Source organism: Paenibacillus sp. F411 (assembly GCF_017582705.1).
Classification (GTDB): domain Bacteria; phylum Bacillota; class Bacilli; order Paenibacillales; family Paenibacillaceae; genus Paenibacillus_AQ; species Paenibacillus_AQ algicola.
On record NZ_JAGFIP010000002.1, the window covers coordinates 339315 to 363287 of the forward strand.

Annotated in this window: 27 protein-coding genes; 1 reads left to right on the plus strand and 26 read right to left on the minus strand. The window is 51.2% G+C overall.

The window, feature by feature from the left end:
* Positions 1-8 precede the first annotated feature (8 nt).
* The 15 genes from JJQ72_RS03995 to JJQ72_RS04065 all read right to left on the minus strand — a co-directional run bounded on the left by JJQ72_RS03995 (position 9) and on the right by JJQ72_RS04065 (position 14622).
* On the minus strand, positions 9-1310 hold the full coding sequence (locus tag JJQ72_RS03995) for an amidohydrolase (protein ID WP_208202841.1): 1302 nt from the start codon (positions 1308-1310) through the stop codon (positions 9-11).
* Entirely contained in the window at positions 1285-1950 is a 666-nt protein-coding gene (locus JJQ72_RS04000; RefSeq protein WP_138225604.1) for a redox-sensing transcriptional repressor Rex, read from the minus strand. The genes JJQ72_RS03995 and JJQ72_RS04000 overlap by 26 nt, the downstream gene beginning before the upstream one ends.
* 75 nt (positions 1951-2025) lie before the next feature.
* Positions 2026-4887 carry an ATP-dependent DNA helicase DinG gene (dinG, locus tag JJQ72_RS04005; protein ID WP_208202842.1) on the minus strand — a complete coding sequence of 954 codons (2862 nt, stop codon included), beginning with the start codon at positions 4885-4887 and terminating at the stop codon, positions 2026-2028.
* A gap of 137 nt (positions 4888-5024) precedes the next feature.
* The gene (locus JJQ72_RS04010; protein ID WP_138225602.1) at positions 5025-5654 is read right to left on the minus strand and encodes a tetratricopeptide repeat protein; all 630 of its coding nucleotides are present in this window, start codon (positions 5652-5654) and stop codon (positions 5025-5027) included.
* Positions 5655-5774: 120 nt separating this feature from the next.
* The gene (gene panD, locus JJQ72_RS04015; protein WP_138225601.1) at positions 5775-6158 is read right to left on the minus strand and encodes an aspartate 1-decarboxylase; all 384 of its coding nucleotides are present in this window, start codon (positions 6156-6158) and stop codon (positions 5775-5777) included.
* Positions 6159-6161: 3 nt separating this feature from the next.
* On the minus strand, positions 6162-7043 hold the full coding sequence (gene panC / locus JJQ72_RS04020; protein ID WP_208202843.1) for a pantoate--beta-alanine ligase: 882 nt from the start codon (positions 7041-7043) through the stop codon (positions 6162-6164).
* Positions 7043-7930 (minus strand): 3-methyl-2-oxobutanoate hydroxymethyltransferase, encoded by an 888-nt coding sequence (gene panB / locus JJQ72_RS04025; RefSeq protein WP_208202844.1) that lies wholly within the window; start codon positions 7928-7930, stop codon positions 7043-7045. The genes panC and panB overlap by 1 nt, the downstream gene beginning before the upstream one ends.
* A gap of 278 nt (positions 7931-8208) precedes the next feature.
* Positions 8209-9201 (minus strand): biotin--[acetyl-CoA-carboxylase] ligase, encoded by a 993-nt coding sequence (locus JJQ72_RS04030; RefSeq protein WP_208202845.1) that lies wholly within the window; start codon positions 9199-9201, stop codon positions 8209-8211.
* The gene (locus JJQ72_RS04035; RefSeq protein ID WP_208202846.1) at positions 9188-10480 is read right to left on the minus strand and encodes a CCA tRNA nucleotidyltransferase; all 1293 of its coding nucleotides are present in this window, start codon (positions 10478-10480) and stop codon (positions 9188-9190) included. Before JJQ72_RS04035 ends, JJQ72_RS04030 begins: the two co-directional genes overlap by 14 nt.
* Positions 10481-10534: 54 nt before the next feature.
* Complete coding sequence (gene bshA / locus JJQ72_RS04040; RefSeq protein WP_138225596.1) at positions 10535-11695, minus strand: N-acetyl-alpha-D-glucosaminyl L-malate synthase BshA; 1161 nt, start codon at positions 11693-11695, stop codon at positions 10535-10537.
* 37 nt (positions 11696-11732) lie between these two features.
* Positions 11733-12446 carry a bacillithiol biosynthesis deacetylase BshB1 gene (gene bshB1 / locus JJQ72_RS04045; RefSeq protein WP_138225595.1) on the minus strand — a complete coding sequence of 238 codons (714 nt, stop codon included), beginning with the start codon at positions 12444-12446 and terminating at the stop codon, positions 11733-11735.
* Complete coding sequence (gene mgsA / locus JJQ72_RS04050; protein ID WP_175415255.1) at positions 12446-12868, minus strand: methylglyoxal synthase; 423 nt, start codon at positions 12866-12868, stop codon at positions 12446-12448. Before mgsA ends, bshB1 begins: the two co-directional genes overlap by 1 nt.
* Before the next feature lie 19 nt (positions 12869-12887).
* The gene (gene dapB / locus JJQ72_RS04055) at positions 12888-13691 is read right to left on the minus strand and encodes a 4-hydroxy-tetrahydrodipicolinate reductase (RefSeq protein ID WP_208202847.1); all 804 of its coding nucleotides are present in this window, start codon (positions 13689-13691) and stop codon (positions 12888-12890) included.
* A 19-nt stretch (positions 13692-13710) separates the two neighbouring features.
* Positions 13711-14241 carry a tetratricopeptide repeat protein gene (locus JJQ72_RS04060; protein WP_138225593.1) on the minus strand — a complete coding sequence of 177 codons (531 nt, stop codon included), beginning with the start codon at positions 14239-14241 and terminating at the stop codon, positions 13711-13713.
* Between the two features lie 51 nt (positions 14242-14292).
* The gene (locus JJQ72_RS04065) at positions 14293-14622 is read right to left on the minus strand and encodes a nucleotide pyrophosphohydrolase (RefSeq protein WP_138225592.1); all 330 of its coding nucleotides are present in this window, start codon (positions 14620-14622) and stop codon (positions 14293-14295) included.
* 223 nt (positions 14623-14845) lie between these two features.
* Here JJQ72_RS04065 and JJQ72_RS04070 point away from each other — a divergent pair, with 223 nt between their 5' ends.
* Positions 14846-15718, plus strand: coding sequence for a YitT family protein (locus tag JJQ72_RS04070; RefSeq protein ID WP_208202848.1), 873 nt, complete (start codon positions 14846-14848; stop codon positions 15716-15718).
* A 42-nt stretch (positions 15719-15760) separates the two neighbouring features.
* Here JJQ72_RS04070 and JJQ72_RS04075 read toward each other — a convergent pair whose 3' ends face one another.
* From JJQ72_RS04075 to JJQ72_RS04125, 11 genes are all read right to left on the minus strand, one after another.
* A complete protein-coding gene (locus JJQ72_RS04075; protein ID WP_208202849.1) occupies positions 15761-16609 on the minus strand; it encodes a sporulation protein YpjB in 849 nt (282 codons plus the stop codon).
* Between the two features lie 56 nt (positions 16610-16665).
* On the minus strand, positions 16666-17316 hold the full coding sequence (locus JJQ72_RS04080; protein ID WP_208202850.1) for a DUF1405 domain-containing protein: 651 nt from the start codon (positions 17314-17316) through the stop codon (positions 16666-16668).
* Positions 17317-17386: 70 nt separating this feature from the next.
* The gene (locus tag JJQ72_RS04085) at positions 17387-18256 is read right to left on the minus strand and encodes a menaquinol-cytochrome c reductase cytochrome b/c subunit (protein WP_208202851.1); all 870 of its coding nucleotides are present in this window, start codon (positions 18254-18256) and stop codon (positions 17387-17389) included.
* A 19-nt stretch (positions 18257-18275) separates the two neighbouring features.
* A complete protein-coding gene (qcrB, locus tag JJQ72_RS04090) occupies positions 18276-18947 on the minus strand; it encodes a menaquinol-cytochrome c reductase cytochrome b subunit (RefSeq protein ID WP_138225587.1) in 672 nt (223 codons plus the stop codon).
* A gap of 15 nt (positions 18948-18962) precedes the next feature.
* The gene (locus JJQ72_RS04095) at positions 18963-19508 is read right to left on the minus strand and encodes a Rieske (2Fe-2S) protein (RefSeq protein ID WP_208202852.1); all 546 of its coding nucleotides are present in this window, start codon (positions 19506-19508) and stop codon (positions 18963-18965) included.
* A gap of 172 nt (positions 19509-19680) precedes the next feature.
* Positions 19681-20109, minus strand: coding sequence for a DUF2487 family protein (locus JJQ72_RS04100; protein WP_208202853.1), 429 nt, complete (start codon positions 20107-20109; stop codon positions 19681-19683).
* Between the two features lie 117 nt (positions 20110-20226).
* Entirely contained in the window at positions 20227-20406 is a 180-nt protein-coding gene (locus JJQ72_RS04105; RefSeq protein WP_138225584.1) for an IDEAL domain-containing protein, read from the minus strand.
* 17 nt (positions 20407-20423) lie between these two features.
* Positions 20424-21581: a hypothetical protein gene (locus JJQ72_RS04110; protein ID WP_208202886.1), complete on the minus strand. Its 1158-nt coding sequence runs from the start codon at positions 21579-21581 to the stop codon at positions 20424-20426.
* Between the two features lie 219 nt (positions 21582-21800).
* Positions 21801-22391, minus strand: a complete 591-nt coding sequence (locus JJQ72_RS04115; protein WP_138225583.1) for a histidine phosphatase family protein — start codon at positions 22389-22391, stop codon at positions 21801-21803.
* A 35-nt stretch (positions 22392-22426) separates the two neighbouring features.
* Positions 22427-23035, minus strand: a complete 609-nt coding sequence (locus tag JJQ72_RS04120) for an anti-sigma factor (RefSeq protein ID WP_138225582.1) — start codon at positions 23033-23035, stop codon at positions 22427-22429.
* Entirely contained in the window at positions 23032-23625 is a 594-nt protein-coding gene (locus JJQ72_RS04125; protein ID WP_138225581.1) for an RNA polymerase sigma factor, read from the minus strand. Before JJQ72_RS04125 ends, JJQ72_RS04120 begins: the two co-directional genes overlap by 4 nt.
* Positions 23626-23973 lie beyond the last annotated feature (348 nt).

The window sequence follows — 23973 nt, forward strand, 5'->3', positions numbered from 1 at the left end:
TCCCGCCATTATTGGGTCAAGAGAGCCTCGAAGGCTAGCTGTGCTTCCCTGCGGATTTTCTCTTCATCCAGGGTCAGGCAAGCTCCATTCTTCACGAGCTGTCTGCCATCCACCCATACATGCTTTACATCCTTCGCCGAGGCAGAATAAACGGCATGAGAGATAAAGTCACTGTATGGCAGAAAATGCGGCTGATCCGTGTCCAGTGCAATGAAATCTGCTTTCATGCCTGCCTTCAGACGTCCCACCTGGTTCAGGAACAAGGAATCCGCTCCATATTCGGTGCCCATTCGCAGCGCCTCTGCAGCAGGAACAGCAGTAGGATCTCCACTGACGCCCTTGTGAATCAGAGCAGCGAGTCGAATTTCTTCAAACATATCCAGGTTGTTGTTGCTCGCCGGACCGTCTGTACCGAGAGATACCTTCACTCCCGCTTTCAGGAGCTCCGGTACACGGGCAATGCCGCTCGCCAGCTTCAGATTACTACCGGGATTATGAGAGACGCCGACCTGATGCGCGGCTAGAATGCTGATCTCCTCATCGGTAAGATGTACGCCGTGGGCAATCAGGCTAGGCCGGGAGAACATGCCCAGCTTCAGGAGATGCTCCACCGGCCGGACACCGTAATCCTTCACATTTTGCTCTACTTCATTGCGGGTCTCACTCATATGGGTATGCATCGGCAGATCCATATCGATGGAAGCCTGTACAAATTTCTCAATATATTCCGGCGGGCAGGTATACGGGGCATGTGGAGAAATCATCGTTGTAATTCGTCCATCCGCTTTTCCATGCCAGGATTTGGCGAAGTCAACCGCCTCGTTCAGCTTTCTCTGTTGTTCTTCCGGTGAGCACAGGCCGATCACCCCGCGTGTCAACACCGCCCGCATTCCGGATTGCTTCGTCACAGCCGCCACTTGATCCATATGATCATACATATCCAGGAAGGTCGTTGTGCCGCCCTTCAGCATCTCAAGAACGGAAAGAGAGGTACCCCAATAGACGTCTTGGGCCGTAAACTTCCCTTCCATTGGCCACATTTTCTCCTGCAGCCATACCTGGAGCGCCAGATCATCACCATAACCTCGCAGCAACGACATCGCTGTATGTCCATGAGTATTAATCAATCCCGGTAAAAACAGCAAATGGCTGCCGTCCATGACCTCGGTTGCCTCATCGATTTGCGGCTCCTCTTCCCCGATATACGTAATGATATCGTCCTCGATGAGCATGTATCCCGAAATGACAGTCTTTCCTTCCTCCATCACGGCAAAGGTGCCGTTCTTAATGACCTGCTTCCGCGGTGTCATTGTTCATCTCCTCCTTCCCATTATCCAAATAGTAAGCCAGGCTTTGCAAATCTGTCGTAAAATCAGCCGTATGAATACGGATGTGAGATGGAGCCTTCAGAATGACCGGCGCGAAATTCAATATGGCCTCAATTCCAGCTGCAACCAGCATATCCGCAACATTTTGCGCCTCAATGTCCGGGACGGTGATAATGCCGATCCGAATGCTCAGCTTCTGAATCGTATCACTCAGCTCCTCCATCGGCAGCACGGTCAGGTTATTGATGCGTGTCCCCACCTTAGCGGTATGAGCGTCAAAGACCGCTACGATTTTCATATTATCCTTCAGAAAGGCATTATAGTTGGATAATGCATGTCCCAGATTTCCTGCACCGACAAGCACCACGTTAATTTGCTGATCCAGCTTCAGAATCTGGCGAATCTTCTCAATCAGATAAATGACGTCATACCCGATGCCCTTTCTCCCAAAATCCCCGAAATACGCAAGGTCCTTGCGAATCTGGGCAGGATTTAGATCCAGCCTCTGTCCCAGCTCCTGCGAGGAGACGGTGGCAACCTCTCTCTTATGCAGCTCATTCAAATAACGCAGATAGACAGGCAGTCTGCGAACCACAGCTTCCGAAATTTTATCCGATTTCATGCTTGCTCCCCCTATAGATTAAACTCAAGGCCGAACACTTTAAGTCTCTAACACTGGAACACTAACACACCTTATTCATGAATCAGGCTGAAGCCATTCCTCAATCCGAGATACCATCTGATCAGATCGCATATGCTCCATTTTCGGTCCGGGTAAAGAGTACAGAAAATACTTGCCGTAATAAGATTCAATAATTCTTGTATCATAAACAATGACGATGCCGCGGTCATTTGCAGTTCGGACGAGGCGGCCGAACCCTTGCTTGAAGCGGATGACTGCTTGCGGGACAGACAGCTTCATAAACGGATTCTTCTTCTGCTGCTGCAGCAGCTCACTCTTCGCTTCAACCAGCGGGTGGCTTGGCGGCTGAAAGGGAAGCCGGACAATGGCCAGGCAGGTAAGGGCCTCTCCTGGAATATCAACACCTTCCCAGAAGGAGCTCGTGCCCAGAAGAACCGAGGGACCGCTATCTTGAAACCGCCGGATCAGCTTGCTTCGACTCACGCCGTCCATCCCCTGTCCCAGCACGTGAATATCACGGGACTGCAGCAGCTCCTTTAACGGTTCATAGACTTGTCTCAGCATTTTGTAGGAAGTGAACAGCACCATCATTCGGCCCTGGGTCGCCACGGCCGCGTCAGCCAGCGACTGCACCAGGCTGCTGAGAAATTTGGGATCTCCCACCGTTCCCTTCACGCTCGGGAAGTCCCGGGGGACAATGAGCAGCGCCTGCTCCCGGTACTGAAACGGAGAAGGCAGCTGCACGGTGTCCAGACGGCTCTGTTCCGAGGCCTCCTGCAGCCCCAGGTTGTCAATCATATATTGAAATGATTTATCGACAGACAGGGTCGCAGAGGTGAGAATCACACTTTGCTTCTTATCAAAGAATAATGCCTTCAGCTGCTGCGATACGTCAATCGGGACAGCATAAAGCTGAAGTGACTTGCTGCGATAGCTGCTGTTGGCCTCCATCCAGTATACCGTTTCCTCGTGAGTCAGGCTCATAAAAAAGCGCAGCTCCTCCCGATGGGCGGCGAGGTCCTTAAACAAGCCGTTCAGATCCGTCACCAGACTGTCAGCGCTGTAGTCATCCAGATCTTCTCTGAGCTCCTGGATCAGCACATCTCCCTGCCGGGATAACTCTCCCAGGGTCAAGTAGATCTGATGCTCGATCTGCTGCAGCTCGGTCCAGGCCTTTGGCAGCTTCGACTTGGACAGCCGCAGCGTATATTGTCCTGCGTCGCCGGGAAGAGCATCCCCTCTCTCCGGAATGAGCTGGAACAGCTGCTCACTAAGCCGGTCCCAATGCTCTTTCACGCTAATAAGATCGGGGATCAGCCGATCCACAACCGCAGTCCAATCTCCAGATTTCTCATGGCCGGAGAGCTGGAGCAGCTGCCGAAGCGCCGGAAGCTGGCCGTTCTTGCTGTCCTTGTACAGACGCATCAGCGTATGCACGACCGAGAAATATTTCACGTTCAGTCCCAAATGCTTGCCAGCCACCTCTTCCAGCTGATGCGCCTCATCAATGACAAGGTTCTCGTAGGGAGGCAGCAGCTGATGGTTGGCCTTCACATCCGTAAATAGCTTGGAATGATTGGTAATGACGACATCTGCCAAGCCCGCTTCATGTCTCGCCCGGTGGTAGTAGCATTTCTTGAACCAGGGACAGGCTCTGCCCAGGCAGGAATCGGAGTCGCTGGACACGCTATCCCAGAACTCGCCGTTTCGTCCGCCCAGATTCAGCTCCTCATCATCTCCCGTCTGGGTCTGAGTCAGCCACACCAGCATTTGAGCAGCAATGATAACATCTTCCTTCGGAGAGGCGAAGTCTTTTCTGTTTATTTTATGTTCAAATTTTCGCAAACACAAATAATGCTGCCTTCCCTTGAAGACGGCTGCTTTGAAAGGAAAGGGCACAACCTGATTCAGAAGAGGCACATCCCGCTCCCGCAGCTGCTCCTGCAGATTAATCGTATGGGTGCTGACAATGACCTTCTCTTCCTGCTTGACGCTCTGATAAATGGAGGGCAGCAAATAGCCGAGCGATTTGCCTGTTCCGGTTCCTGCCTCAATCAGCAGATGCTTGCGTTCATCCAAGGCCTCCATGACCTTGTTGAACATCATTTCCTGCGCTTCACGGCTCTCATAATGAGATAGCGTTTGCTGTAAATTGCGCTGAACCTGCTCCATAAATTCCGGAAAACCCACGTTCTTGAGCGGGTTACCCTCCTCTTCATCACGTACAGGCGGAATATCTGTCCAGTCCTCTACAGCCAGGGCAAGCTGACGATAGAACGTATAGCCGAGCTCACTCTCCTCATCCACCGGATGACGCTCCCGCTCTTCTCTCAAGCCATCAAAGAACCAGCCCATATCGCTGTCCTCATCGACAAACAGATCAGCCAGCCTTTGAATAGTCAGCAAGGGCAGCTTCTCCAGCTCCTCGAAACATTTCAGCAGAATATGTGCTGTTGCCAATGCGTCGCTGTCGGCCTGATGCGGCCGGTCATGCTGCAGACCGAACTCAGCAGAAACCATGCCCAGCTGGTAGGTGTGCAAGGAGGGGAAGCATATTTTGAGAAAATGTATAGTGTCCAGAATCCGGCCGCTGAAGGGCAGGTACCCGCAGCGATCCAGTGCATTCTGCAAAAAATTAAAGTCAAACGTTACATTGTGGCCAACCAATATCACATCGTCCAGTAAAGGAACGAGCTGCATCATCATCTCTTCCAGCATCGGAGCATCTTTAACATCCTGCTCCGTGATCCCAGTCAGTCCCGTGATAAAGGGAGGTATCGGGATTCCCGGGTTTACATACGATCCGAATACACGGGAAATATGGCCGCCTTCTTCGATGATCGCCAGGCCTACCTGGATAATCTCATCTGTGGAATGGCTGCCCGTCGTTTCAAAGTCCAACACAGCATATTTCATTGAGCCAAATTCCTTCCCTACAGTCTACCTATCAGCATACCAGAAGTTACGCTTTTTGAACATTCCACACCCTGCCGGCACAAAAAGACGATGCTGCCATCCGCTTCTTTAAAGCGAAGGAGCATCGTCTTCGTGGCTTATAACAGCGAGATCAGCGGACTCCCGTACTGCAGTTCTCCCCGCTTTTGGTGGCAGACCTGCAGGTTGTTCAGAGGATCCGGCAATGTAGGATCCTGTTGAATCGCCAGAGTAAAGAACTCTGAGGCCTTATCCCTTGCTCCCTGAATCACCTGTATACAGCCCATTGCATTGTAAATGATGGCCTTCAGCTTCTTGTCCTCTGCACCAGGGAGCATCCCGAGCAGCTGCCTTGCAGCCTCTGACGTTTCCCCCAGATGCAGATGGGACATGGCAAGGTAGAGCCGGATTAAAGGACTGTCCGGGTATGATTCGGCCGCTGCCGTGAATTGAGATAAGGCAGGCTCAAACATCAGCAGCTTGTAATAGCCCTGTCCCCGGATAAACGTCTCCAGCTGCAGCTCCGGCGATCCGGTCGGCGGAAATCCCGGAGGTGCAGCCGTGTTCTCACGAAACACCGCCATTCTCTCCTCGAAGCGGAGCCACTCGTCAATGATGCCGTCACTCATCTGCTTGAGCAAATTCCAATTGTGCACCAGCGCTTGCTTTTGGGGGCCTTGAGCGGCAGGGTAATGCTTCACAATTTCATCGAACATGTTGTTCATTTCATCGAATACATGCTGAAACATGGAGTGCATCCCACCCTTAACCTGATAAATGAGTGATCAGTGCAGCCGACCTGATATCATTTTTTGTTAAGACGGGCGATTTCATTCGATGTCATGCCGTTACTTTCTGGTGTCATTCCCTTATCGCACCGTGGCGTGGATTTCGCGGTGCTCGGTTACGAGCGGCTTGTTGTTTCCATCCACAATGACGACGATCGGCTCATGCACCGCCGCTTCTTCTCTGGACAGCATGGCATAAGAAATGATAATGACAGAGTCTCCAGGCTGGACCAGCCTTGCAGCAGCACCATTCAAGCAGATCACGCCGCTTCCGCGCTCCCCTTTAATGACATAGGTTTCCAGACGGGCTCCATTATTGTTATTTACAATTTGAACCTTCTCATTTTCCAGCAAATCCGCGGTGTCCATCAAATCCTCGTCGATCGTAATGCTGCCGACATAATTCAGATTGGCTTCTGTGACCGTGGCGCGGTGAATTTTGGATTTCATCATCGTTCTGAACATCAGTTATACACCTGCTTTCGGTTGGTAAAGTACATTATCAATCAAGCGCGTCTTTCCGAATTTCACAGCTACTGCCAATATAACCGTCTCTGACAGACTGGATAATGTCGCATCGTCACTTACAGCCTGAAGCTGTGGGAAGAGCAGCACTTCAGCGTAATCAATCTGGGCCAAAGGGGCTTTGCTAATGACAGACCGCAGGTGCTCTTGCACCTCAGGAGCCGTCCTCAGGGAACCTTTTGTAATGCCTTCCAGCGCGGTACTAAGGGCCTGTGACAGCGATAAAGCCTGCCTCCGCTCTTCCGGGCTGAGATATACATTTCTCGAGCTCATCGCAAGTCCGTCCTGCTCCCTGACAATGGGGCAGGGGATAACCTGGACCTCCAGATTCAGATCCGTCACCATCTGCTGAATCACCGCCACCTGCTGGGCATCCTTCATTCCGAAATAGGCATAATGCGGCTTTACGATATTAAACAGCTTGTTGACTACCGTTGTCACACCGTCAAAATGACCGGGGCGCGAAGCCCCGCACAGTAATGTGGTCAGCTCGCTCACCGCCACCTTCGTCTTGACCGGCTGTGGATACATCTCCTCCATGGTGGGCAGGAAGGCGATATCCACACCCTTTTCTTCAGCAATATGAAGGTCGCGTGCTTCATCCCGAGGATACGTCTCGAAGTCCTCCCCCGGTCCAAACTGGATCGGGTTCACAAATATGCTAAGCACGACGGTGCCGCATTCCATTCTTGCCCGCTCCAGCAGGCTGCCATGGCCCTCGTGCAAATATCCCATCGTGGGCACAAAGCCGATCGGTCCCATCCCTTTGGAAGTGACTCTCGACAGCTCAGTGCGAAGCGCTTGAATGGTACGAATGATCTGCATCAGCTGTTCACCTTATCCTTTTCCCGGGTGGCGCCGTAAAGCGTCGTCTCTACAGCCTTCTCTGCTGCCGCCTTGCCGCCAAAGACATGCTCTTCTGCCGGAAAAGACCGATTCTTGACCTCTTGAACATACCGGGACAGCCCTTCCGTAATGACCGCGCCAATGTCAGCATAATTCTTGACGAACTTTTTACTGCGGTAGTCTGACGTATACTTGAGCACATCATGATAGACGAGCACCTGTCCGTCACAGCCGCGCCCTGCACCAATACCGATGGTCGGAATGCTCAGCTCCTGACTGATAACGGCTGCTGCTTCTTCCGTCACGAGCTCCAGCACAATGGCAAATGCGCCTGCCGCCTCCAGTGCCTTGGCATCCTTCATCAGACGAGCTCTGTCCTGCTCATCCTTGCCCTGCACCCGATAGCCGCCAATCTGATTCACCGCCTGCGGTGTCAAGCCGATATGTCCCAGCACGGGCACTCCGGCGCGGACTACGTGCTGAACGGTGTCTGCGATTTCCGCTCCACCCTCCATTTTGACAGCATGGGCATGTCCTTCCTGCATCAGCCGGCGTACCTGGTCAAACGTATGATCGAGACTGCCGTGATACGTCAAGAACGGGAGATCCGCGACGATAAAGGTATGCTCAGCGCCCCGGGCTACTGCGCGGGTATGATACACCATATCCTCGATCGTGACCGGGATGGTGGAGTCGTAGCCCAGCACCACGTTGCCCAGAGAATCTCCAACAAGAATCATATCGACCCCGGCCTTCTCCGCCAGCTGTGCCGAAGGGTAATCGTATGCTGTGAGCATACTGATCGGGGTTTGGTCCTGCTTCATATTTTTAATTTTAATGATGTTTAAGCGTGTTTTGCCTGCCATGTGACACCATGCCTCCTTCAAATGACTTTGTGTGAAAACACAACAAAAAAACCTTGTTTAGCAGTACAGCTAAAAAGGTCCGATAGGCAAAAAAGAGTCACTTGCGATCGTCCCTTCTGTCTCGGTCCTTTCGGCTCAGAGCAGAATCCACAGATCTGTCCATGCAGTATGTTATTTGCTTGTATTGCTTCAATCTATATCCATCTTCAAAAGTGCAGTTCCGAGCAGCCCCGGATACCGCCTTTGGTTATGAGTATACCAAAAATAAAATGATTTCACTACCCCTTCTGCACGGGGCTAATACGGATATCACCGGAAAAAACCGGATAGTGGCTGCCGTCGCTTTTCTCAATCAGCAACGCACCTGAAGGATGAAGACCTACCGCCTTGCCTGTCGTGACCCCGGCAGGAGACTGAACGCTGACTTCGCGGTTTAATGTAATGGAGGAGGCTTCCCACAGGCTTGCGATGGGTTGAAAACCGTCACGGTTATAGATTTTGTAGAGCTCCTCCAATTCATGCAGCACCGAAAGAATCAAATCATTCCTGTCTACCGCTCTGCCGCTCTCTTCTTTCAGCGAGGTGGCAATAGGCTGCAGCTCTTCCGGGTAGCTCTCCTTGGAAATATTCGCACTGATTCCAAGCCCGGCAATGCAGTAGCTGACACGATCATCCTCAGCCTTGGACTCCAGCAGGATGCCGCATATTTTTTTGTCGTTAATTAGAAGATCATTCGGCCACTTAATGCCCGCTGCAAGTCCGGTCGTATTCCGGATACCTCTTTGAACAGCGACACCGCAGAGGAGTGTCAGCTGCTGCACCAGATGCAGCGGCTGCGACGGCCGCAGGATGATGCTCATCCAGACGCCTTTCCCATATGGAGAAAAGAAGGATTTTCCCATTCGTCCGCGTCCTCCTGTCTGTTCCTCAGCCAGGACCACCGTACCTTCAGGAGCACCCTCTTCCGCCAGTCTTCTTGCGTCCTCCTGCGTGGAAGGCGTCGTTGATAAAATATGCAGCTCTCTGCCCATGCCTCCTTGTAGAAGTGTCTTCAGCTTCTCCTGCTCAAGCGGCATCGGCAGATCCGTAATCCGGTAGCCCAGACGCGGCAGAGCTTCAAACTCATAGCCCGCCTGTCTCAGCTTGTTAATCTGCTTCCATACCGCTGTCCGGCTGATCGACAGCCTGCGGCTGATTTCTTCTCCGGACAGAAATTGCTCCGGCTGCTCCAGAAACATATCCAGCAAAGACTCTTTCTTAAATTCCTTCATCAATAATCACCCGCTTTGCTTCTTCAATAAGTAAGGTTGTGTCATTGCCGACCTGTCCGGATGCTGCCAGCAGCAGCAGATGACTGAGCAGCGGCTTCATCCAGGGGCCGCCGCGGCGGCCCACTGCAGACAGCAGCCCGTCACCGGTCAAGGCGAGCTCTCTCAGGCTCTTGACCGGCATGCCGCTCAGCCAGGCTCTCGCCTGCGGAATGTCTACTGCTGGAGTACCGCCCGCTGTCTGAACAGCCTGCTGCAGCTCTAGCCACAGAGCGGCAATAGGCTCTCCCGCAATCAATACACAGCGAATCCATAATAACCGTGCCTGCTCGGATGTAAGGCCTTCGCTGTTCTCGGTCCAGGCCTCCTGTAGCTGCAGCAGCTTTTTTATAAGCTCCATCCGGCGGTTGGAGAAGGTCCATTGCCGCAGCAAGGGGGTCGAGGATGGAATACGGCAGCCTAGAAGGAGAAGGGCGTAACGAACGTCCACCTGCTCCGGGCTGCTCATCCCCACCGCAGGAATTGCAGAGATATAAGCAGACTGATGGCCACGGTATGGAAAAGGCACCTTCACATGTTCGTACAGCCGCCCTTCCCGAATCAGCTCCAGACCGCGCAGCGGATCGGGACCGGACATTAGCTTATCCAGCTCGGTTCGAATTCGTTCCATTGCAACCCACCCCAGGGTTGATCTCTGTTCCAGCAGTGCTGCCCAAGTGTCTTTAGCGATCATAAATCCAAAATTGGAAGCAAACCGGATACAGCGGATCATGCGCAGGGCATCTTCTTGAAACCGGACCTTCGGATCTCCTACACAACGAATCAGCCTGTCATCAATGTCGCTCCTTCCTCCGAAGGGATCGACAAAGCGTCCATCCATGGCGAGTGCCATAGCATTCATGGTAAAGTCACGCCGCCGCAAATCCTTTTCAATATCATCGACAAACTCCACCTCGGACGGGCGGCGATGATCCTCGTAGCCTTTTTCAATGCGGTATGTCGTAACCTCGTAAGCGTGTCCATGCATAAGTACGGTAACGGTGCCGTGCTTCATCCCCGTAGGAATGACCTTCTCGAATAGTGACAGCGTCACTTCGGGCAGCGCATTGGTCGTAATATCCATATCATTCACTGTCCGGCCCATATACTCGTCCCTGACGCAGCCGCCCACCCAGAACGCCTCATGTCCTTCGCCCTGCAGAATCGAAATCACTTGGGCACTGCCATCTGCCAAATCCTTATCCGCATGCTTCCAGATTGTATTGTTATGAAGTTCTGCCATGGCACCCCTGTTCCTCTCGATACAAACAGCAAAAAGCTGAAGAACCATGCCCTGCTAGCACACAGGAGATGGATCCTCCGCTTTCTGCCCTAATACCCGGTAATAAATTTCTTCATATTTGCTGCGAATTTTCTCATTGCAAAATTCCGTTTTGGCACGCTTCAGACAAGCGGCCTTCAGACGCTCGGCAAGCGCGTCATTTCTTAGCAGCTCCATCGCGTATCCGGCCATGGCATGACTATCACCAATCGGTGCCAGGAATCCGGTCTCTCCATGGGTAACCAACTCCGGAATGCCTCCAGCAGTAGAGCCAATGGTTGGTACTCCACAAGCCATCGCCTCCAGCGCGACCAGTCCGAAGCTTTCCTTCTCGGAAGGCAGCAGCAATACGTCCGCCATAGACAGCACATGTGCAATTTCATCCTGTTTGCCCAGAAAATGCACATCGTCCGCAAGACCCAGCTCCTGGATTCTGCACTGAATCTTCGGCAGATCCGGTCCTTCGCCGACCAGCAGCAGCTTCGCAGGCAGCTCCCCACGAACCCGGGCAAATATATCGACCACATCCTGTACCCGCTTCACCGGACGGAAGTTCGAGATGTGCATCAGCACTTTCTCATGGGGCTGTGCATAATCCCGGCGCAGCGAAGCCGAGTCCTTCGGGTAATAGACCCGGGGATCCACAAAGTTATAGGTCAGGTCAATCTCCCGGGAGATATCCAGCACAGAGCGCGTCTCCGCAATCAAATCCTGGGAGACGGCCGTCACCGCGTCACTTTCGTTAATGGCCAGCCGAATGAGATCCTTCAAGGATTCGTCCTGCGCCAGCACTGTAATATCTGTTCCATGCAGTGTCGTGACCACTTTCAATCGGTCACCAACCATCTGCTTGGCCAAAAAAGCACATACCGCATGCGGCACCGCATAGTGAACATGCATCACGTCCAGCTGCTGCATATTTGCCACTTGCGCCATCTTGGTCGCAAGAGACAAATCATATGGTGGATAGCGGAACACATAATAGTCGTTCACTTCAACTTCATGATAGAAAATATTTTTATGAAAAGCTCCCAGGCGAAAAGGAATGCTGTGGGCAATAAAGTGCACCTGATGCCCTTGCTCTGCCAGCAGCTTTCCCAGCTCCGTTGCCACAACCCCGGAGCCTCCAAGGGAGGGATAACAGGTGATGCCGATCTTGAGCGGCTTTTGTTTCACGGGATCAACCTCCTTCACGCACACTATGTACTTATGTTTATGCTTTCATGGTGTCAAACAGATGAACGGGAATCGGCGTCTTGGAGGCAAAGCCTTCTGCATAGGGAATCAAGCTGCGCTGTCCCAGCAAAGAATCGCGAGCCCGTACACGTTCAATATACCCTTCCGTGAGCGGTGTTGATACGGAGTCGGGATTTCCTTTTTCAAATTGGGACTGATAGCAGGATAGTGCCTTTATCTTATGGTCATAGTATTCAGTGATATCTACAATCATATCCGCCTTGCCCAAATCATTAATGAAATAGTAATAGAGCTGCTTCACATGGACGGGCGGAAGATCCGGCATGTACCGTCTCAGCTTGGCATTGAACACCGCTTCTTCCACCAGCCGGCTGCAGGCCACATGATCCGGATGACGATCCTCCCAGTACGGCGCAAACACGACAGAAGGCTGATAGGTGCGAATAACCTCAACAATTGGCGCAATATGCTCTGGCGTTATAAAAAGGCCTCGATCAGGCAGATCCAGGTTGCAGCGCAGACTCAATTCCAGCGAACGTGCAGCCGACTCCGCTTCGGTAAGCCTCAGCTCTACGGTTCCATTGGAGGACATCTCCGCCTTTGTCAGATCACAAATTCCCACCGCATAACCCGCAGTGGTATGCTTCGCAATTGTGCCGGCCATCCCAATCTCGGCGTCATCAGAGTGCGCGCCAAAGACGAGAATATCCAGCTTGAGCGGCTCTGTCATCACTGATCTACACCCGGCTTGTACTTGTGTACCAGCTCGCGCCAGCCTAGATCGCCCCGGTCAAGAGCCTTGACCAGCACCTCGGCGGTTGCAATATTTGTAGCTAACGGAATCCCGTATACATCACACAAACGAAGCAGTGCATTTATGTCCGGTTCATGCGGCTGAGCCATTAATGGATCCCGCAGAAAAATAATTAAATCCATCTCGTTCTGCGCTACCATAGCGCCGATCTGCTGATCTCCCCCGAGCGGACCGGAGGCAAATCGTTCGATCTGGAGTGAGGTCTGTTCCATGATTCTCGTGCCGGTAGTCCCGGTGGAGAACAGCTTGTGGTCCTCGAACACACTTTCATAAGCAAGCACGAAGTTAACCATTTCCTCTTTCTTCCGGTCGTGGGCGATAAAAGCGATATTCATCATATGGTTTCTCCTCTTCTCTCTACTCAATAAAATGATCGAAGCCGTAAATCATCCCTGTATATTCCATAACCTTCTGTACCGCCATTTTTACGCCAGGCATGTAGCCTGCGCGCTCGTAGGAGTCATGGCGAATTTTCAGGCTTTGTCCGAAGCCGCCGAAAATAACCTCCTGCTGGGCAAATACGCCAGGCAGGCGGACACTGTGGATTCTGAAGCCATTGTAATAGCCGCCGCGTGCGCCCTCAATGACTTCCTCCTCGCTCGGATTGCCTTGTCTCAGCTCCTCCCGGTTCGCTGCAATCAGCTCCGCGGTCTTGATAGAGGTGCCGGAAGGGGCATCCAGCTTCTGGTCTCCGTGCGTTTCAATAATTTCGACATGCGGCAAATATTTCGCGGCTTGAGCTGCAAATTTCATCATCAAAATAGCGCCGATGGAAAAGTTCGGGGCAATCAGGCCGCCGATTCCCTTGCCCTGACACTGCTTGTCCAGATCTTCAATCTGCTCCGGTGTAAACCCGGTCGTTCCCATCACAGGCCTTACACCGTGCTTAATGGCCAGCGCAGTGTTACCATAAGCCGACTGCGGATTTGTGAAATCCACCATAACATCCGGCTTGCTCTCTACAAGCGCCAGCTCGAGATCTGAGGTTACGATAACTCCGCATGGCGGCAGGCCCACCAGCGAAGCGGCATCCTTGCCGCTATCGCTCATTCCAACGGCACAGGCAAGCTCCAGCTCCTCATCCTGCAATACCAGCTTCACAACTTCCTTGCCCATACGGCCGCCTGCACCGATCACAGCCACTCTGATTAGGTTAGACATTGTATTCCCTCCGATGTTGTTATGAATCATGCATATATAGCTTTAAGCGCTTTTTAAGTTCTTCCATTAATTGCTGCAGACTGCTTTCCTGCGGATATAGCCCAATGACATCCTTCAAGGCTGCCATGGCCAAGGCATGCTCATTCAGCTCACTGTAAACCATGGCAAGCCATACATACGCTTCCGGATCCAGCGGGTCCAGGGACACCGCCTGCTTCAACTGCTGGACCGCCTGATACAGCGCTGTGGAAGTGTATTGTTCCGGCTGCTCCAGCAGCTTCCGGGCCCCCTGCACCAACGTCCGGGCTTGCAAATGCTGAAGATGCAGCACATAAGCAGGCTGGTCCGGCTGCAAGGCTGATGCTTTCTCCGCATGCAGCACAGCCTGCTCCAGGTATCCGCTGCGACCGTACGTGATCGAGCAGCGGTAATGCACCTCTGCGTCCCCCGGGTTCGCCTGCAAAGCCTGTTCAAACCAGCGAATCGCCTCTTCAAAATCGTTCTGCAGGATGCAGCGGTAGGCATTTTGAATATACGGGTTATTGTTCAATGGCTGTTCCTCCCCTGCGCTCAGGTTTGGTACAGCATATGTAAATAGAGCCTAATCGGTGTTTATTCGAGTCCACCGGTCTTTATCACGCGTATTAAATTTGTGCATGACCTTATCATGCGCCGCAGCCAAGTCAATCCCCTGCGCATTGGCAAAGCAAATGGCAATGAACAAAATATCACCCAGCTCCATCTCAATGGAGTTCTCTTCTTCATCCGCCTTTTTCGGCTTCTCTCCAAAGCGGTGGTTCACTTCTCGTGCAAGCTCCCCGACTTCTTCTGTCATTCGGGCCATCATGGATAAGGGACTGAAATATCCTTCCTTAAACTGAGAGATGTACCGGTCCACTTCGCGCTGCATCTCAGCCATAGACTTCTCCAAGCACGTACCCCTTTCCCACGCCAGCATATGACATGCCGTTATTCGCGGCCGCTTTTCTGTAATTCATCGACAGCATATGCGGCAACGTTTTAAACCTATGTTATCGTAAAGACGATTTGAAAACAAATTATTTTTTATTATCCCTTCAATTTGGCATACTATGGAGAGCAACGGGAGAAATGACGAAGAAATACTTATTCTATAGGGGATGTGAGGAATTGCTGTGACGGTAGCCAAGCTGTTAATTCATCTGAAAGCGGTCATTCCAATTCTGGCAGGAACCGCTGTCTATGCCTTCGGACTGCTGTACTTTATCATTCCAAACGAGCTGATGGAGGGCGGCGTAACCGGGATTACCGTGCTGTTAAATTATGCTTTCGGTGTATCGCCTTCCCTTTCCACCATCATCATCAATGTGCCCATCTTCCTGCTCGGAATGAAAATATTAGGAGGACAGCAATCCATCTACACCGGAATCGGCATTGTTTCACTGACTTTTTTTCTCTGGATTCTGGAGGTAGCCATTCATTCCGGCTGGATTGTCCCTTTCCGAACAGAACAAGATTACATTCTAGCTTCTTTGTATGCAGGTGTGACTCTCGGCGCAGGGCTCGGCATTGTGTTTCGGTTCGGAGGAACGACCGGCGGCTCGGATATCATCGCAAGAATTTTAAACCGTAGATTTGGCTTCAGCATGGGACAGGTCATTCTCGGGCTGGATATTCTCATTATCGGTGTGTCCATTCTTTACATTCCGCTAGCCAAAATCCTGTATACGCTCGTCACGGTATTCATTGCCTCACGAGTCATTGATTTTATTCAAGACGGCGCCTATGCCGCCAAAGCCTTCACCATAATCAGCGATCAAGCTCCCGCGATCGCGGATAAGATCACTTCCGAGCTGGACCGCGGGGTGACCCTGATTCCAGTCGTTGGCGGCTATTCCAGAGAGGCCCGTCAGATGGCCTACTGTGTCGTGTCCAGACAGGAAATCCGGCGATTGAACAGCATTGCGAAGTCTCTGGATCCCAGAGCTTTTATCATTGTCAGCGATGTTCATGATGTGCATGGCGAAGGATTTAAAGAAGAAGACTAGCCCTAGAATCAGGGCTAGTCTTAAGGAAGGTTGCAGCTATATTTAGGGAGACCAAGGGCGATAGCCATCATGGGCTCCTTTATATTTACGGTACCCCGCAAATGTTAACGCCGCCAAAATAAAGGCCGGCAATAACAGCTGACCCAGCCAAGGCCCACGGGCTTCTCCCAATGGAGCCAGAACGGGCTCATCCTTCTTTTTCCCGAAGAGCAGATTTAGCAGTTCATCTCCCTGGGCAGCAGCCTTCTTGGCCTCTGCATAGGGAGCATTGGATACAGCACCCTTGGCAAAGGAAAGCCAGGAATCCATCATGGATACCTCTTCCGGCTTGCGCTGAACGATAACGGCAGGCCGGATGAGCTCATAATGATCATGAAGACGGGTGAACGCTGCCTTCATCCCCGGCCTGTCCTGCTTGGCGGCGCTAATCTCTACCTGCTGCAGATCCTCTCGGAGCACCTTGTAATATTGAAGCCAGATCCCGTCCTTGGGATGAGTCAGGCTATCTGCGGCCAGCCTCAGCTTACCTGCAGCAATCATCCATTGTTCCGGCTCCAGCTGAGCTCTGGCGGTAGTTTCCTTCATCTCCACAATGGTTTCAGCTAAGGCCTGAATACCCTCCACAGTGGTCAGTCCCTGAAAGGAAGAAGCTTCGAATTGCTGCTGCACCTTGCGCAGGGATTGCTTGACTTCTTCTACCTTTCCCTCCTGCACCAGCTTGTAAAGCTGCTCTGTTTCTTTAACCAAAGCCTCAGCCTGCAGTTTAGCTGCCGGCGCCGGCTTCTGATTGCTGTCTGAGTGACTGCCCCAGACTGGCGACACTCCCCAGAGAGTCCATATAGCCAGGAAAACAGCTAGCATGAAGCCGCTGTGAGTCATTTTGGAAATCATAGGACATCCCTCCTGAAGCTATGGATATGCTGCAGGCGGATTTTATAGAACATGGGTTATTGTCCAGTTATCATATCACGAGGTGCACGTCCGGCTGCCCGCATGGCCCACCAGGCTAAAGCACCGCTAAAGAGCGTCAAGCTGAAGGTGAACACCTCTACAGCAATCAGATCGTCATTTAACACAGAAGGAAGCCAAGGGAAGACCATAAACGAATAATCAATCATATCATTCAGCAGTGTATACGTGATCGCAGCAATTAATGCCGGGCTTTGGAGATGAAATAAACGCACGTACAGGAGCACCTCTATCGCCATGGCTGAATGAGACGCTACTAACATCCAGTCCTGCCACACCAGCTCATTGCCCTGCGCTGCGCCTGCAAAGATCATGACACAGGCCCATATGCCATATTTAATAGAGGTTACGACGGCAAGAGCTTGTATTAGTGGCTGCAGGAGAATGCCTGCCATTCTCTTTGGCGGATACAGCAGCAGGATGAGTGCAAGGCAAAAAAACAAGCTCGCAGTGGGACTATCCGGGACAAATGGCAGCTGCCACCATGGACGGAATTCCGCTGTATATTGAAGCTGTGCTCCGTACCAAATGTATCCATAGATTGTACCGAGGCCGTTACAGATCAGCAGCAGCCATAGAAACCATGACTTTGCCAGAAACTCACGGCTCCAGAAATACTTGATGTTCAAGCTTACACTACCTCCTCTACAAAAAAACCTGATCGCAGAATACGATCAGGTTTATTGTGGCTTAACTTACTTATTCTGATTCAGCCTTCTGACTTGCCAGCCAGGTCGCAAGCTGATCCAGCTCTTCGTCCGTTACCTGCGACCTCATGGATGGCATTTCTCCACGGCCGTTAACAATAACTTCAGAAATTTCTTCCTTGCTCAGTCGGTCACCTACGCCCAGAAGTGCAGGAGCGTTGCCCTGACCCTTCAGATCGGCAGCATGACATGCAATGCAGGTTGCTTTCTTGTAAATCTCCATCGCTGGATTATCTTTATCCACGATCGCAATGGTCTCCTCTTCCGCTTGCTTTGCATTAGAAGTCGGAAGACCCTGCTCATGCTTCGCATGGGCTTCTTCTTCACGAAGAATATGCTCTGCCTTTGTGCCCTGCTTCTCCAGCTCATGTGCGTAATGTGTCCAGGCAGCGTTGGTCAGATAGATAACAGCCGCCAGTGACAGAAACATCAGAGTGGAAGCGATCGGCCGCTTGTAGAAGCGGCGTTCTTTGCCGGTGTCCAGGAACGGTGCCAGCAGCAATGCGCCAAATGCCACACCGCTGACGCCGAGAGTACCCAGTACAACATAATCTCCGGAAGCATATGGAAGCTTCAGGTATTCATACAGAAAGAGAAAGTACCAGTCCGGCATCGGAATAACCGATGCTCCCGGATCTGCCGGGTAGCCCAGAGGTGCTGGCTCCGAGATCGTCAGAACCAGAAAGCCTACGAGCACGACAACCCCTACCATCCACTCCTTCAGAAGGAAGTTAGGAATAAAGGCTTCCGACTTTCCCGGATACGCCGTGTAATCAGGCGGGGTAATAAACCCGGCACCCTTCTTGACGCGGGAATCACCCACGAATACAACTTTTTCATCAGGCTTGAAACCGTGTGCCATAAGTATGCCTCCCTTCTTCTTATAGTGGTCCTGAGATACCTTGTCTGCGGATCATGATAAAGTGCCCTACCAAGAGAGCAAGCAGAACAGCAGGAAGGAAGAACACGTGAATAGCGAAGAAACGAGTCAGCGTCTCGGCCCCTACAATTGTACCGCCCTGAAGCAGTTCCTTAATAACCGGTCCGAGATAAGGCACAGAGTTCGCGATTTCAAGGGTAACTTTAGTCGCAAAGTATGCTTTGTTATCCCAAGGCAACAGGTAGCCTGTTAATCCCAGGCCCAGCATCACGAAGAAAATCAGCATGCCGACAACCCAGTTCATTTCACGAGGCGCCTTATAGGATCCTGTAAAGAATACCCGCATTGTATGTAGGAACATCATAACAATGACAAGGCTGGCTCCCCAGTGATGCATGCCCCGGACGATCTGACCGAAAGCAACCTTCGTTTGAAGGAACTCAACGCTTGCGTAAGCGTTTATAATATCGGGTACATAGTACATAGTCAGGAACATTCCTGACAGAATCTGAATCACTGTGATAAAAAACGTCAAGCCGCCGAAGCAGTATACAAATGCGGAGAAATGATGCGCAGGGTTAACGTGTTCCGGAACCTCATGGTCCGCAACGTCTCTCCAGATCGGCGTGATATCGAGACGTTCGTCAATCCAGTTGTAGACATTCTTTAACATCCGAATCTACGCCTCCTATTTTGCTACTGTATTTGGGATGATTGCGCCGAGGTAAATCCATCCGCCTTCCTCTTTCACGTCGTACATGTCCAGAGGTTGCGGCGCAACAACCAGGTTCTTGCCGTTCGCCGTATAGCGGGCGCCGTGGCAAGGACAATAAAATTCATTCGGATGGCTCTCATTATTGTTCCATCCTACCATGCAGCCCAAGTGCTTGCAGACAGGCGACAGCGCTACGATCTGTCCATCTTCTGTCTTGCTAATCCAGGCTGTCAGCTGTGCAGTGCTGTTATACCAGCCGTCCTGCTGCTTCAATTCGAAATCGAATTCTTGTGGCTCGGCGGTAATCTTGCTACCTTCCACTACTTTTACAAAAGATCCGTCTTCACCCTTTTGCAGGATTGGATCTACGGCGAAGCGGACCATAGGTATAACGACCCCTGCCGCCATGTAAGCTGTGGCACCGCCCAACGTATAGGTCAGAAATTGTCTGCGGGACATTTCCTTGCGCCGGGGAGGTTTGTGCGACTCTTCATGCTCGTCATTGTGGTTGTTATTCATCTGTATCAACCCCCTTTTGTCAACCGATCATTTGTTTTCAATGATTAAAATCACACGAATTACTAGGACATAATTATAATATATTAGGCACCTCTGACCGTCAAGAATTTGAATCCCGAATTTGGCTCCGCTTCCAAGGACGCTGTATGAAATTGTCGTATTTTCGTCACAATTATGTCAGGTTTGCGGTCCACATCTTGCTGATGGATTGACTTACTGCGGATTTTAGCTTGACTCCGGCTTCCTGCTGCAGCTTAGGAAGGGATAGAACCAATGAGCACTCGGGGACCTCATCTTGGGTAAGCTCATGGTCTGCCGTAATGACGACGACATACGCAAAGCCTGCCGCTGAAGCCTTGCTGCAAATGCTGGAAAGTAATACGGATGCCCCTTCACCGCCATATTGCAGAGCAGGATAAGTTACAACTCTCCCCTTGAAAGGGATTTCAATCAGATCCATCAGGTCACGAAGACGCTCCAGCGCAGCCGTAACCTCCCACGGCATCTCTTCCCCGCTCAAACCCGTATAAGGAATCAGGCAGGTATCTACGAATGGCGCCAACTCTCCCCATCCCTCTGCCTCCACTTCACTAAATTTCATTTAAGGCATCCTTTCTGTACAATAAAATAAACTTATAGCGATTAAGCCTTGTTGTCCTATTATAAGTTTCATTCTTCTTTTAGGCAAAAAAAAAAGAAGAAATGCGTAAGCATCTCTTCAATTTAATGTTTTCAGTTCATCCGTCAGGCTTCGGAAAGCCACCTTGTCGCCTGAAGCCAGAGCCTCGTCTATTTCTTTATACAGCTCCTCACTGCGATGTTTGCGCAATGCCTCGTCCCATACCATTTCTGCCGCAAGACCTAACATCACTTCATAAGTAACCTTCATTTTATCCATTCGGATGCACCTCCAAACTAAATGATTACATCGTTATCGTTATGCACTGTCCCGTGTCCAAGCTGGGGCGCGATCTCACCTGCTTTAATGCCTAAGGGTGTCATTCGAATGACCGTACCCAGCGTTTGGCTTTCTCCCAGACGTAGCATCCCCAGATGGAGCAGCATTTTTACAATCCGCCGTTCCAGGATCATCCGGGGTGTATCATAATAAAAGGGGGTTACCAGGCTTCCAACTGTAGCGTGGAGCGAATCCATCGTCACCCATTCTTTAGCGCAGCGGCCGAGCCAATACACCAAGGAAGGAAGGTTAGGAACAGCGCTCTTATAAATTTTTAACCAAAAGCGGAATAGCTGTATCATGCTGACTTGATTTCCTGACAGAATACATTCTTTTCCATGCTCCGTCAGGGTTAAGCCGGCAGGCGTTTCCTGAACCCACCGCTGTGCTACGGCATAGTCGTACAGCAGCGCGAAACGGTCGGGATACTCGGAGCAGGACCTGCCATAACCGAATCTCCAAGGTCCTTTTGTAATGAGAGACTCTTCGATATGTAATGTGCTGAGCAACTGCTGCTGCTGCTTTCGGTACATAAAGCCCTCGGCATTCAGGGTAAGCTCATGCTCCTGGAAATACCTCAGCATGAGCTTCAGATCCTCTGTAATCAGGCCCTGCTCCTCTCGGTACACTTCAGGTGGCATAGAGACCTGCAATCCGGACTTCAGGTGCAGACTAAGCTCCTCTCGAAACCGTTCCTTTAAATCCTCCGGGACATGAAACATATATTTCGTGGAGAATGTGAAGCCGTTGAACAGCCAGCCACTGCGTCTGTACCTGGACACGGCCTCCCTGGGTGACTCTAATGCAGTCCGTGCAGGCTTGGAGCCGGATGTCTCGTCAGACTTCTCCTCTAGTGAGGTATGACGTACGGCCGCCAGTAAATCCTCCAGACTATAGCTGCTCCGCGTGTCAAATACCAGATTGTTCAGAAACCGCAAGTCCCCTGGGGAGAAGCTTTTCCACTGTTCCTTCAGGAACTCTTTTCTGCCAGCTTTAATCAGTATGCTCTGAATCAATTCATGCTTGGAATTTCGCTTGCAGTCGCAGTCATAGTAACTGGCGATGTTGTTTAAATGGCTAATGTCGGCATAAGACAGCATGTCGGCTAGTTTCATTTTTTGCACCACGTCCTCACCTGTACTGCTGTATCGCATTTTTCATAAACCTGTTCTTTCGCTGACGTCCCTTTGGCTGATATGTTTAGAATTGACGGAAATGACGCCCGATAAACCTCCGGAACCAAATTTTGCTGAGATGCTCTATAGGTGAAAGGACAACAAAAAAAGGACCCTCTCCAGGTCCTTAGGTGTACCCACAGCACAGGTAAACACCCCTTAGTGCTGCCTTTCTTCTATTAAATGCTGAGTACAATTCAGCAAAAGAGGCGTCCATTTCAAATCCGAGTGCTCCATAATGGTGAGAGACAAATTGCCGATCCGGTCGATCTGCAGCGACATATCCAGGCCTGCAAAAAGCTGTGCCAGAAACCCGCCATGACTTACGACCAGAAAAGAATGATCCGGATACTTACATAGCATTTCCTCCAGAAACGCCTTCCCCCGCTTCAATAGCTCTGCATCACTTTCTTGCCCGAGGTCTTGAAGCTTCCAGTTGCTACCGAACATTTGCTCACGTTCTTGAGAGGTTAAGCCCTCCACCTTGCCGTAAGAGCGCTCCAGCAGGCGTGAGTCCGGAGATTTCATCGGAATGTGCAGCATGGAAGCCAGTATAGCCCCCGTCTCCTCTGCGCGGGACAAGCCGCTGCTCATGACAAAATCCCATTCATATGCCTCGGCAGCCAGACGCTTACCCAGCAGCCTCGCCTGAGAGCGCCCCTGTTCATTGAGAGGGATATCGGTCTGACCCTGAATTCTTCCGGCTGCATTCCATGCCGTCTCCCCATGCCGGATAAAGCCGATTCTCATGCCCTTCACCTGCCTTCATGTACATATGATTGTACTTAACGCCTTACTGCGCGGTTCAGCCTTAGGAGGAAATAGATCGCCAAGCTAACTCCAATAATGGATAGAATCATCCAATACTGCGGCTGACTGGGATCGATCCCTGCCACAAGCGGATCAATAATACCGCTGCCAGGTCCCGGAATATCATAATGTATGCTATTGCCGGATGCATCGGAGCCTCCTGCAATCCCGGTGGGCAGGATGCCTGTAGATGGAATCTCCTCTACCGCCTGCTTCTGAATATTCCCCCGGAAGGCGAAGATGAGCAGGCTGCTGACAAATAAAGCAGTAAAGCCAGCGATCCACAGCGACAACCGCCTGCGGAATATTCTTCCTGACGCCTTCTCAGGGCCATTCTCCTCCACCAGCCACGGAAAATCACGGTAAATACGATCCATGACGTTCCGGTTCATGATTTCTGCAGAGGCCAGGGAGGGCTCGAATTTGAGCTCCTGAACCATTTCCAGGCTTTCTTCCCAGGATTGATATTCCATCGCACAGGACGAACAGGTTAAGATATGCTGCTTCAGCCGGTAAACTCTCAGATCGTTGTCAGGGAGATCCCACACGATCTCCATCAGTTCCCGGGCTTCTTCGCATTTCATCTGCCTGTCATCCATTCTATGCCTTCAAATACTTGCTCTGCAAAATAAGGCTCCAGCTGCAGCTTCACACTGCTGCGGGCCCTGAACAACAATGATTTCACAGAGCTGACGCTCTGTCCTAGAATATCGGCAATCTCCTGGTAATCCAGCTGGTCGTACTCTCTTAGAATCAGCGCCGAACGCTGCTTCTCTGGCAAATTATTAATAGCCTCGCGGACCATCCTTACCTTCTCGTTCCGCAAAATAGCCTGCTCCGGGGCCACCTCTGGCGGTGCAATCGGAATAATTCCGCTCTCTTCGAGAGGCAGATTAGCCCCCCGCTGCTTGCGCAGCTCGCTAAGAACCGTATTCCGCGCAATGGTATACAGCCATGTTGAGAAGGAGGCATCCACCTCGCGGAAGGAATGAAGACTGCGAAATGCTTTATAAAAGGTTTCGGAGCATATATCCTCGGCCATCAGCTCCATGCCGGAGCTCTTCAGCATATGATAAACAAAAGCCATAATTTTACGTTGATATCTTCGCATTAATTCCGAATACAGCTCTACATTGCCTTGCTTAATTTCCATAATAAGTTGGGAATCGGTCATCTGATTTGTGTTCCTCCCTCGCCATCCTTCAGGACCTTGAATATGAATACATCTCTTCTGACAAGGACTCAAAGCTGCCGTAAGACCCTATAGCATACGCCTCATGATGTCTGACTATTCTATGTATTTGGCAAAATCCCCAAATCTTCTACATCGAACTCTATCATTGTAGCATATTTTGGAGCACATTTCATATTTTCGCTAGAGTAAAGGGCTGAAAATTTCAGCCCCTCCTCATCAAACCGTACGTGAGGTTTTCCCTCATACGGCTTTCCGATGTTCGTCATTCATGTGCATGCAGATTACAAGAGCGTTTTGAGTCCATGTTGTCTAGCCATGAATTTAACC

Bases quoted from the DNA above. Each gene is read 5' to 3' on its own strand.
- JJQ72_RS03995 (WP_208202841.1), bottom strand. From the start codon at position 1,310: ATGACACCGCGGAAGCAGGTCATTAAGAACGGCACCTTTGCCGTGATG.
- JJQ72_RS04000 (WP_138225604.1), bottom strand. From the start codon at position 1,950: ATGAAATCGGATAAAATTTCGGAAGCTGTGGTTCGCAGACTGCCTGTC.
- dinG (WP_208202842.1), bottom strand. From the start codon at position 4,887: ATGAAATATGCTGTGTTGGACTTTGAAACGACGGGCAGCCATTCCACA.
- JJQ72_RS04010 (WP_138225602.1), bottom strand. From the start codon at position 5,654: ATGTTTCAGCATGTATTCGATGAAATGAACAACATGTTCGATGAAATT.
- panD (WP_138225601.1), bottom strand. From the start codon at position 6,158: ATGTTCAGAACGATGATGAAATCCAAAATTCACCGCGCCACGGTCACA.
- panC (WP_208202843.1), bottom strand. From the start codon at position 7,043: ATGCAGATCATTCGTACCATTCAAGCGCTTCGCACTGAGCTGTCGAGA.
- panB (WP_208202844.1), bottom strand. From the start codon at position 7,930: ATGGCAGGCAAAACACGCTTAAACATCATTAAAATTAAAAATATGAAG.
- JJQ72_RS04030 (WP_208202845.1), bottom strand. From the start codon at position 9,201: ATGAAGGAATTTAAGAAAGAGTCTTTGCTGGATATGTTTCTGGAGCAG.
- JJQ72_RS04035 (WP_208202846.1), bottom strand. From the start codon at position 10,480: ATGGCAGAACTTCATAACAATACAATCTGGAAGCATGCGGATAAGGAT.
- bshB1 (WP_138225595.1), bottom strand. From the start codon at position 12,446: ATGACAGAGCCGCTCAAGCTGGATATTCTCGTCTTTGGCGCGCACTCT.
- mgsA (WP_175415255.1), bottom strand. From the start codon at position 12,868: ATGATGAATATCGCTTTTATCGCCCACGACCGGAAGAAAGAGGAAATG.
- dapB (WP_208202847.1), bottom strand. From the start codon at position 13,691: ATGTCTAACCTAATCAGAGTGGCTGTGATCGGTGCAGGCGGCCGTATG.
- JJQ72_RS04075 (WP_208202849.1), bottom strand. From the start codon at position 16,609: ATGATTTCCAAAATGACTCACAGCGGCTTCATGCTAGCTGTTTTCCTG.
- JJQ72_RS04085 (WP_208202851.1), bottom strand. From the start codon at position 18,256: ATGGCACACGGTTTCAAGCCTGATGAAAAAGTTGTATTCGTGGGTGAT.
- qcrB (WP_138225587.1), bottom strand. From the start codon at position 18,947: ATGTTAAAGAATGTCTACAACTGGATTGACGAACGTCTCGATATCACG.
- JJQ72_RS04095 (WP_208202852.1), bottom strand. From the start codon at position 19,508: ATGAATAACAACCACAATGACGAGCATGAAGAGTCGCACAAACCTCCC.
- JJQ72_RS04100 (WP_208202853.1), bottom strand. From the start codon at position 20,109: ATGAAATTTAGTGAAGTGGAGGCAGAGGGATGGGGAGAGTTGGCGCCA.
- JJQ72_RS04105 (WP_138225584.1), bottom strand. From the start codon at position 20,406: ATGGATAAAATGAAGGTTACTTATGAAGTGATGTTAGGTCTTGCGGCA.
- JJQ72_RS04110 (WP_208202886.1), bottom strand. From the start codon at position 21,581: ATGAAACTAGCCGACATGCTGTCTTATGCCGACATTAGCCATTTAAAC.
- JJQ72_RS04115 (WP_138225583.1), bottom strand. From the start codon at position 22,391: ATGAGAATCGGCTTTATCCGGCATGGGGAGACGGCATGGAATGCAGCC.
- JJQ72_RS04120 (WP_138225582.1), bottom strand. From the start codon at position 23,035: ATGAAATGCGAAGAAGCCCGGGAACTGATGGAGATCGTGTGGGATCTC.
- JJQ72_RS04125 (WP_138225581.1), bottom strand. From the start codon at position 23,625: ATGACCGATTCCCAACTTATTATGGAAATTAAGCAAGGCAATGTAGAG.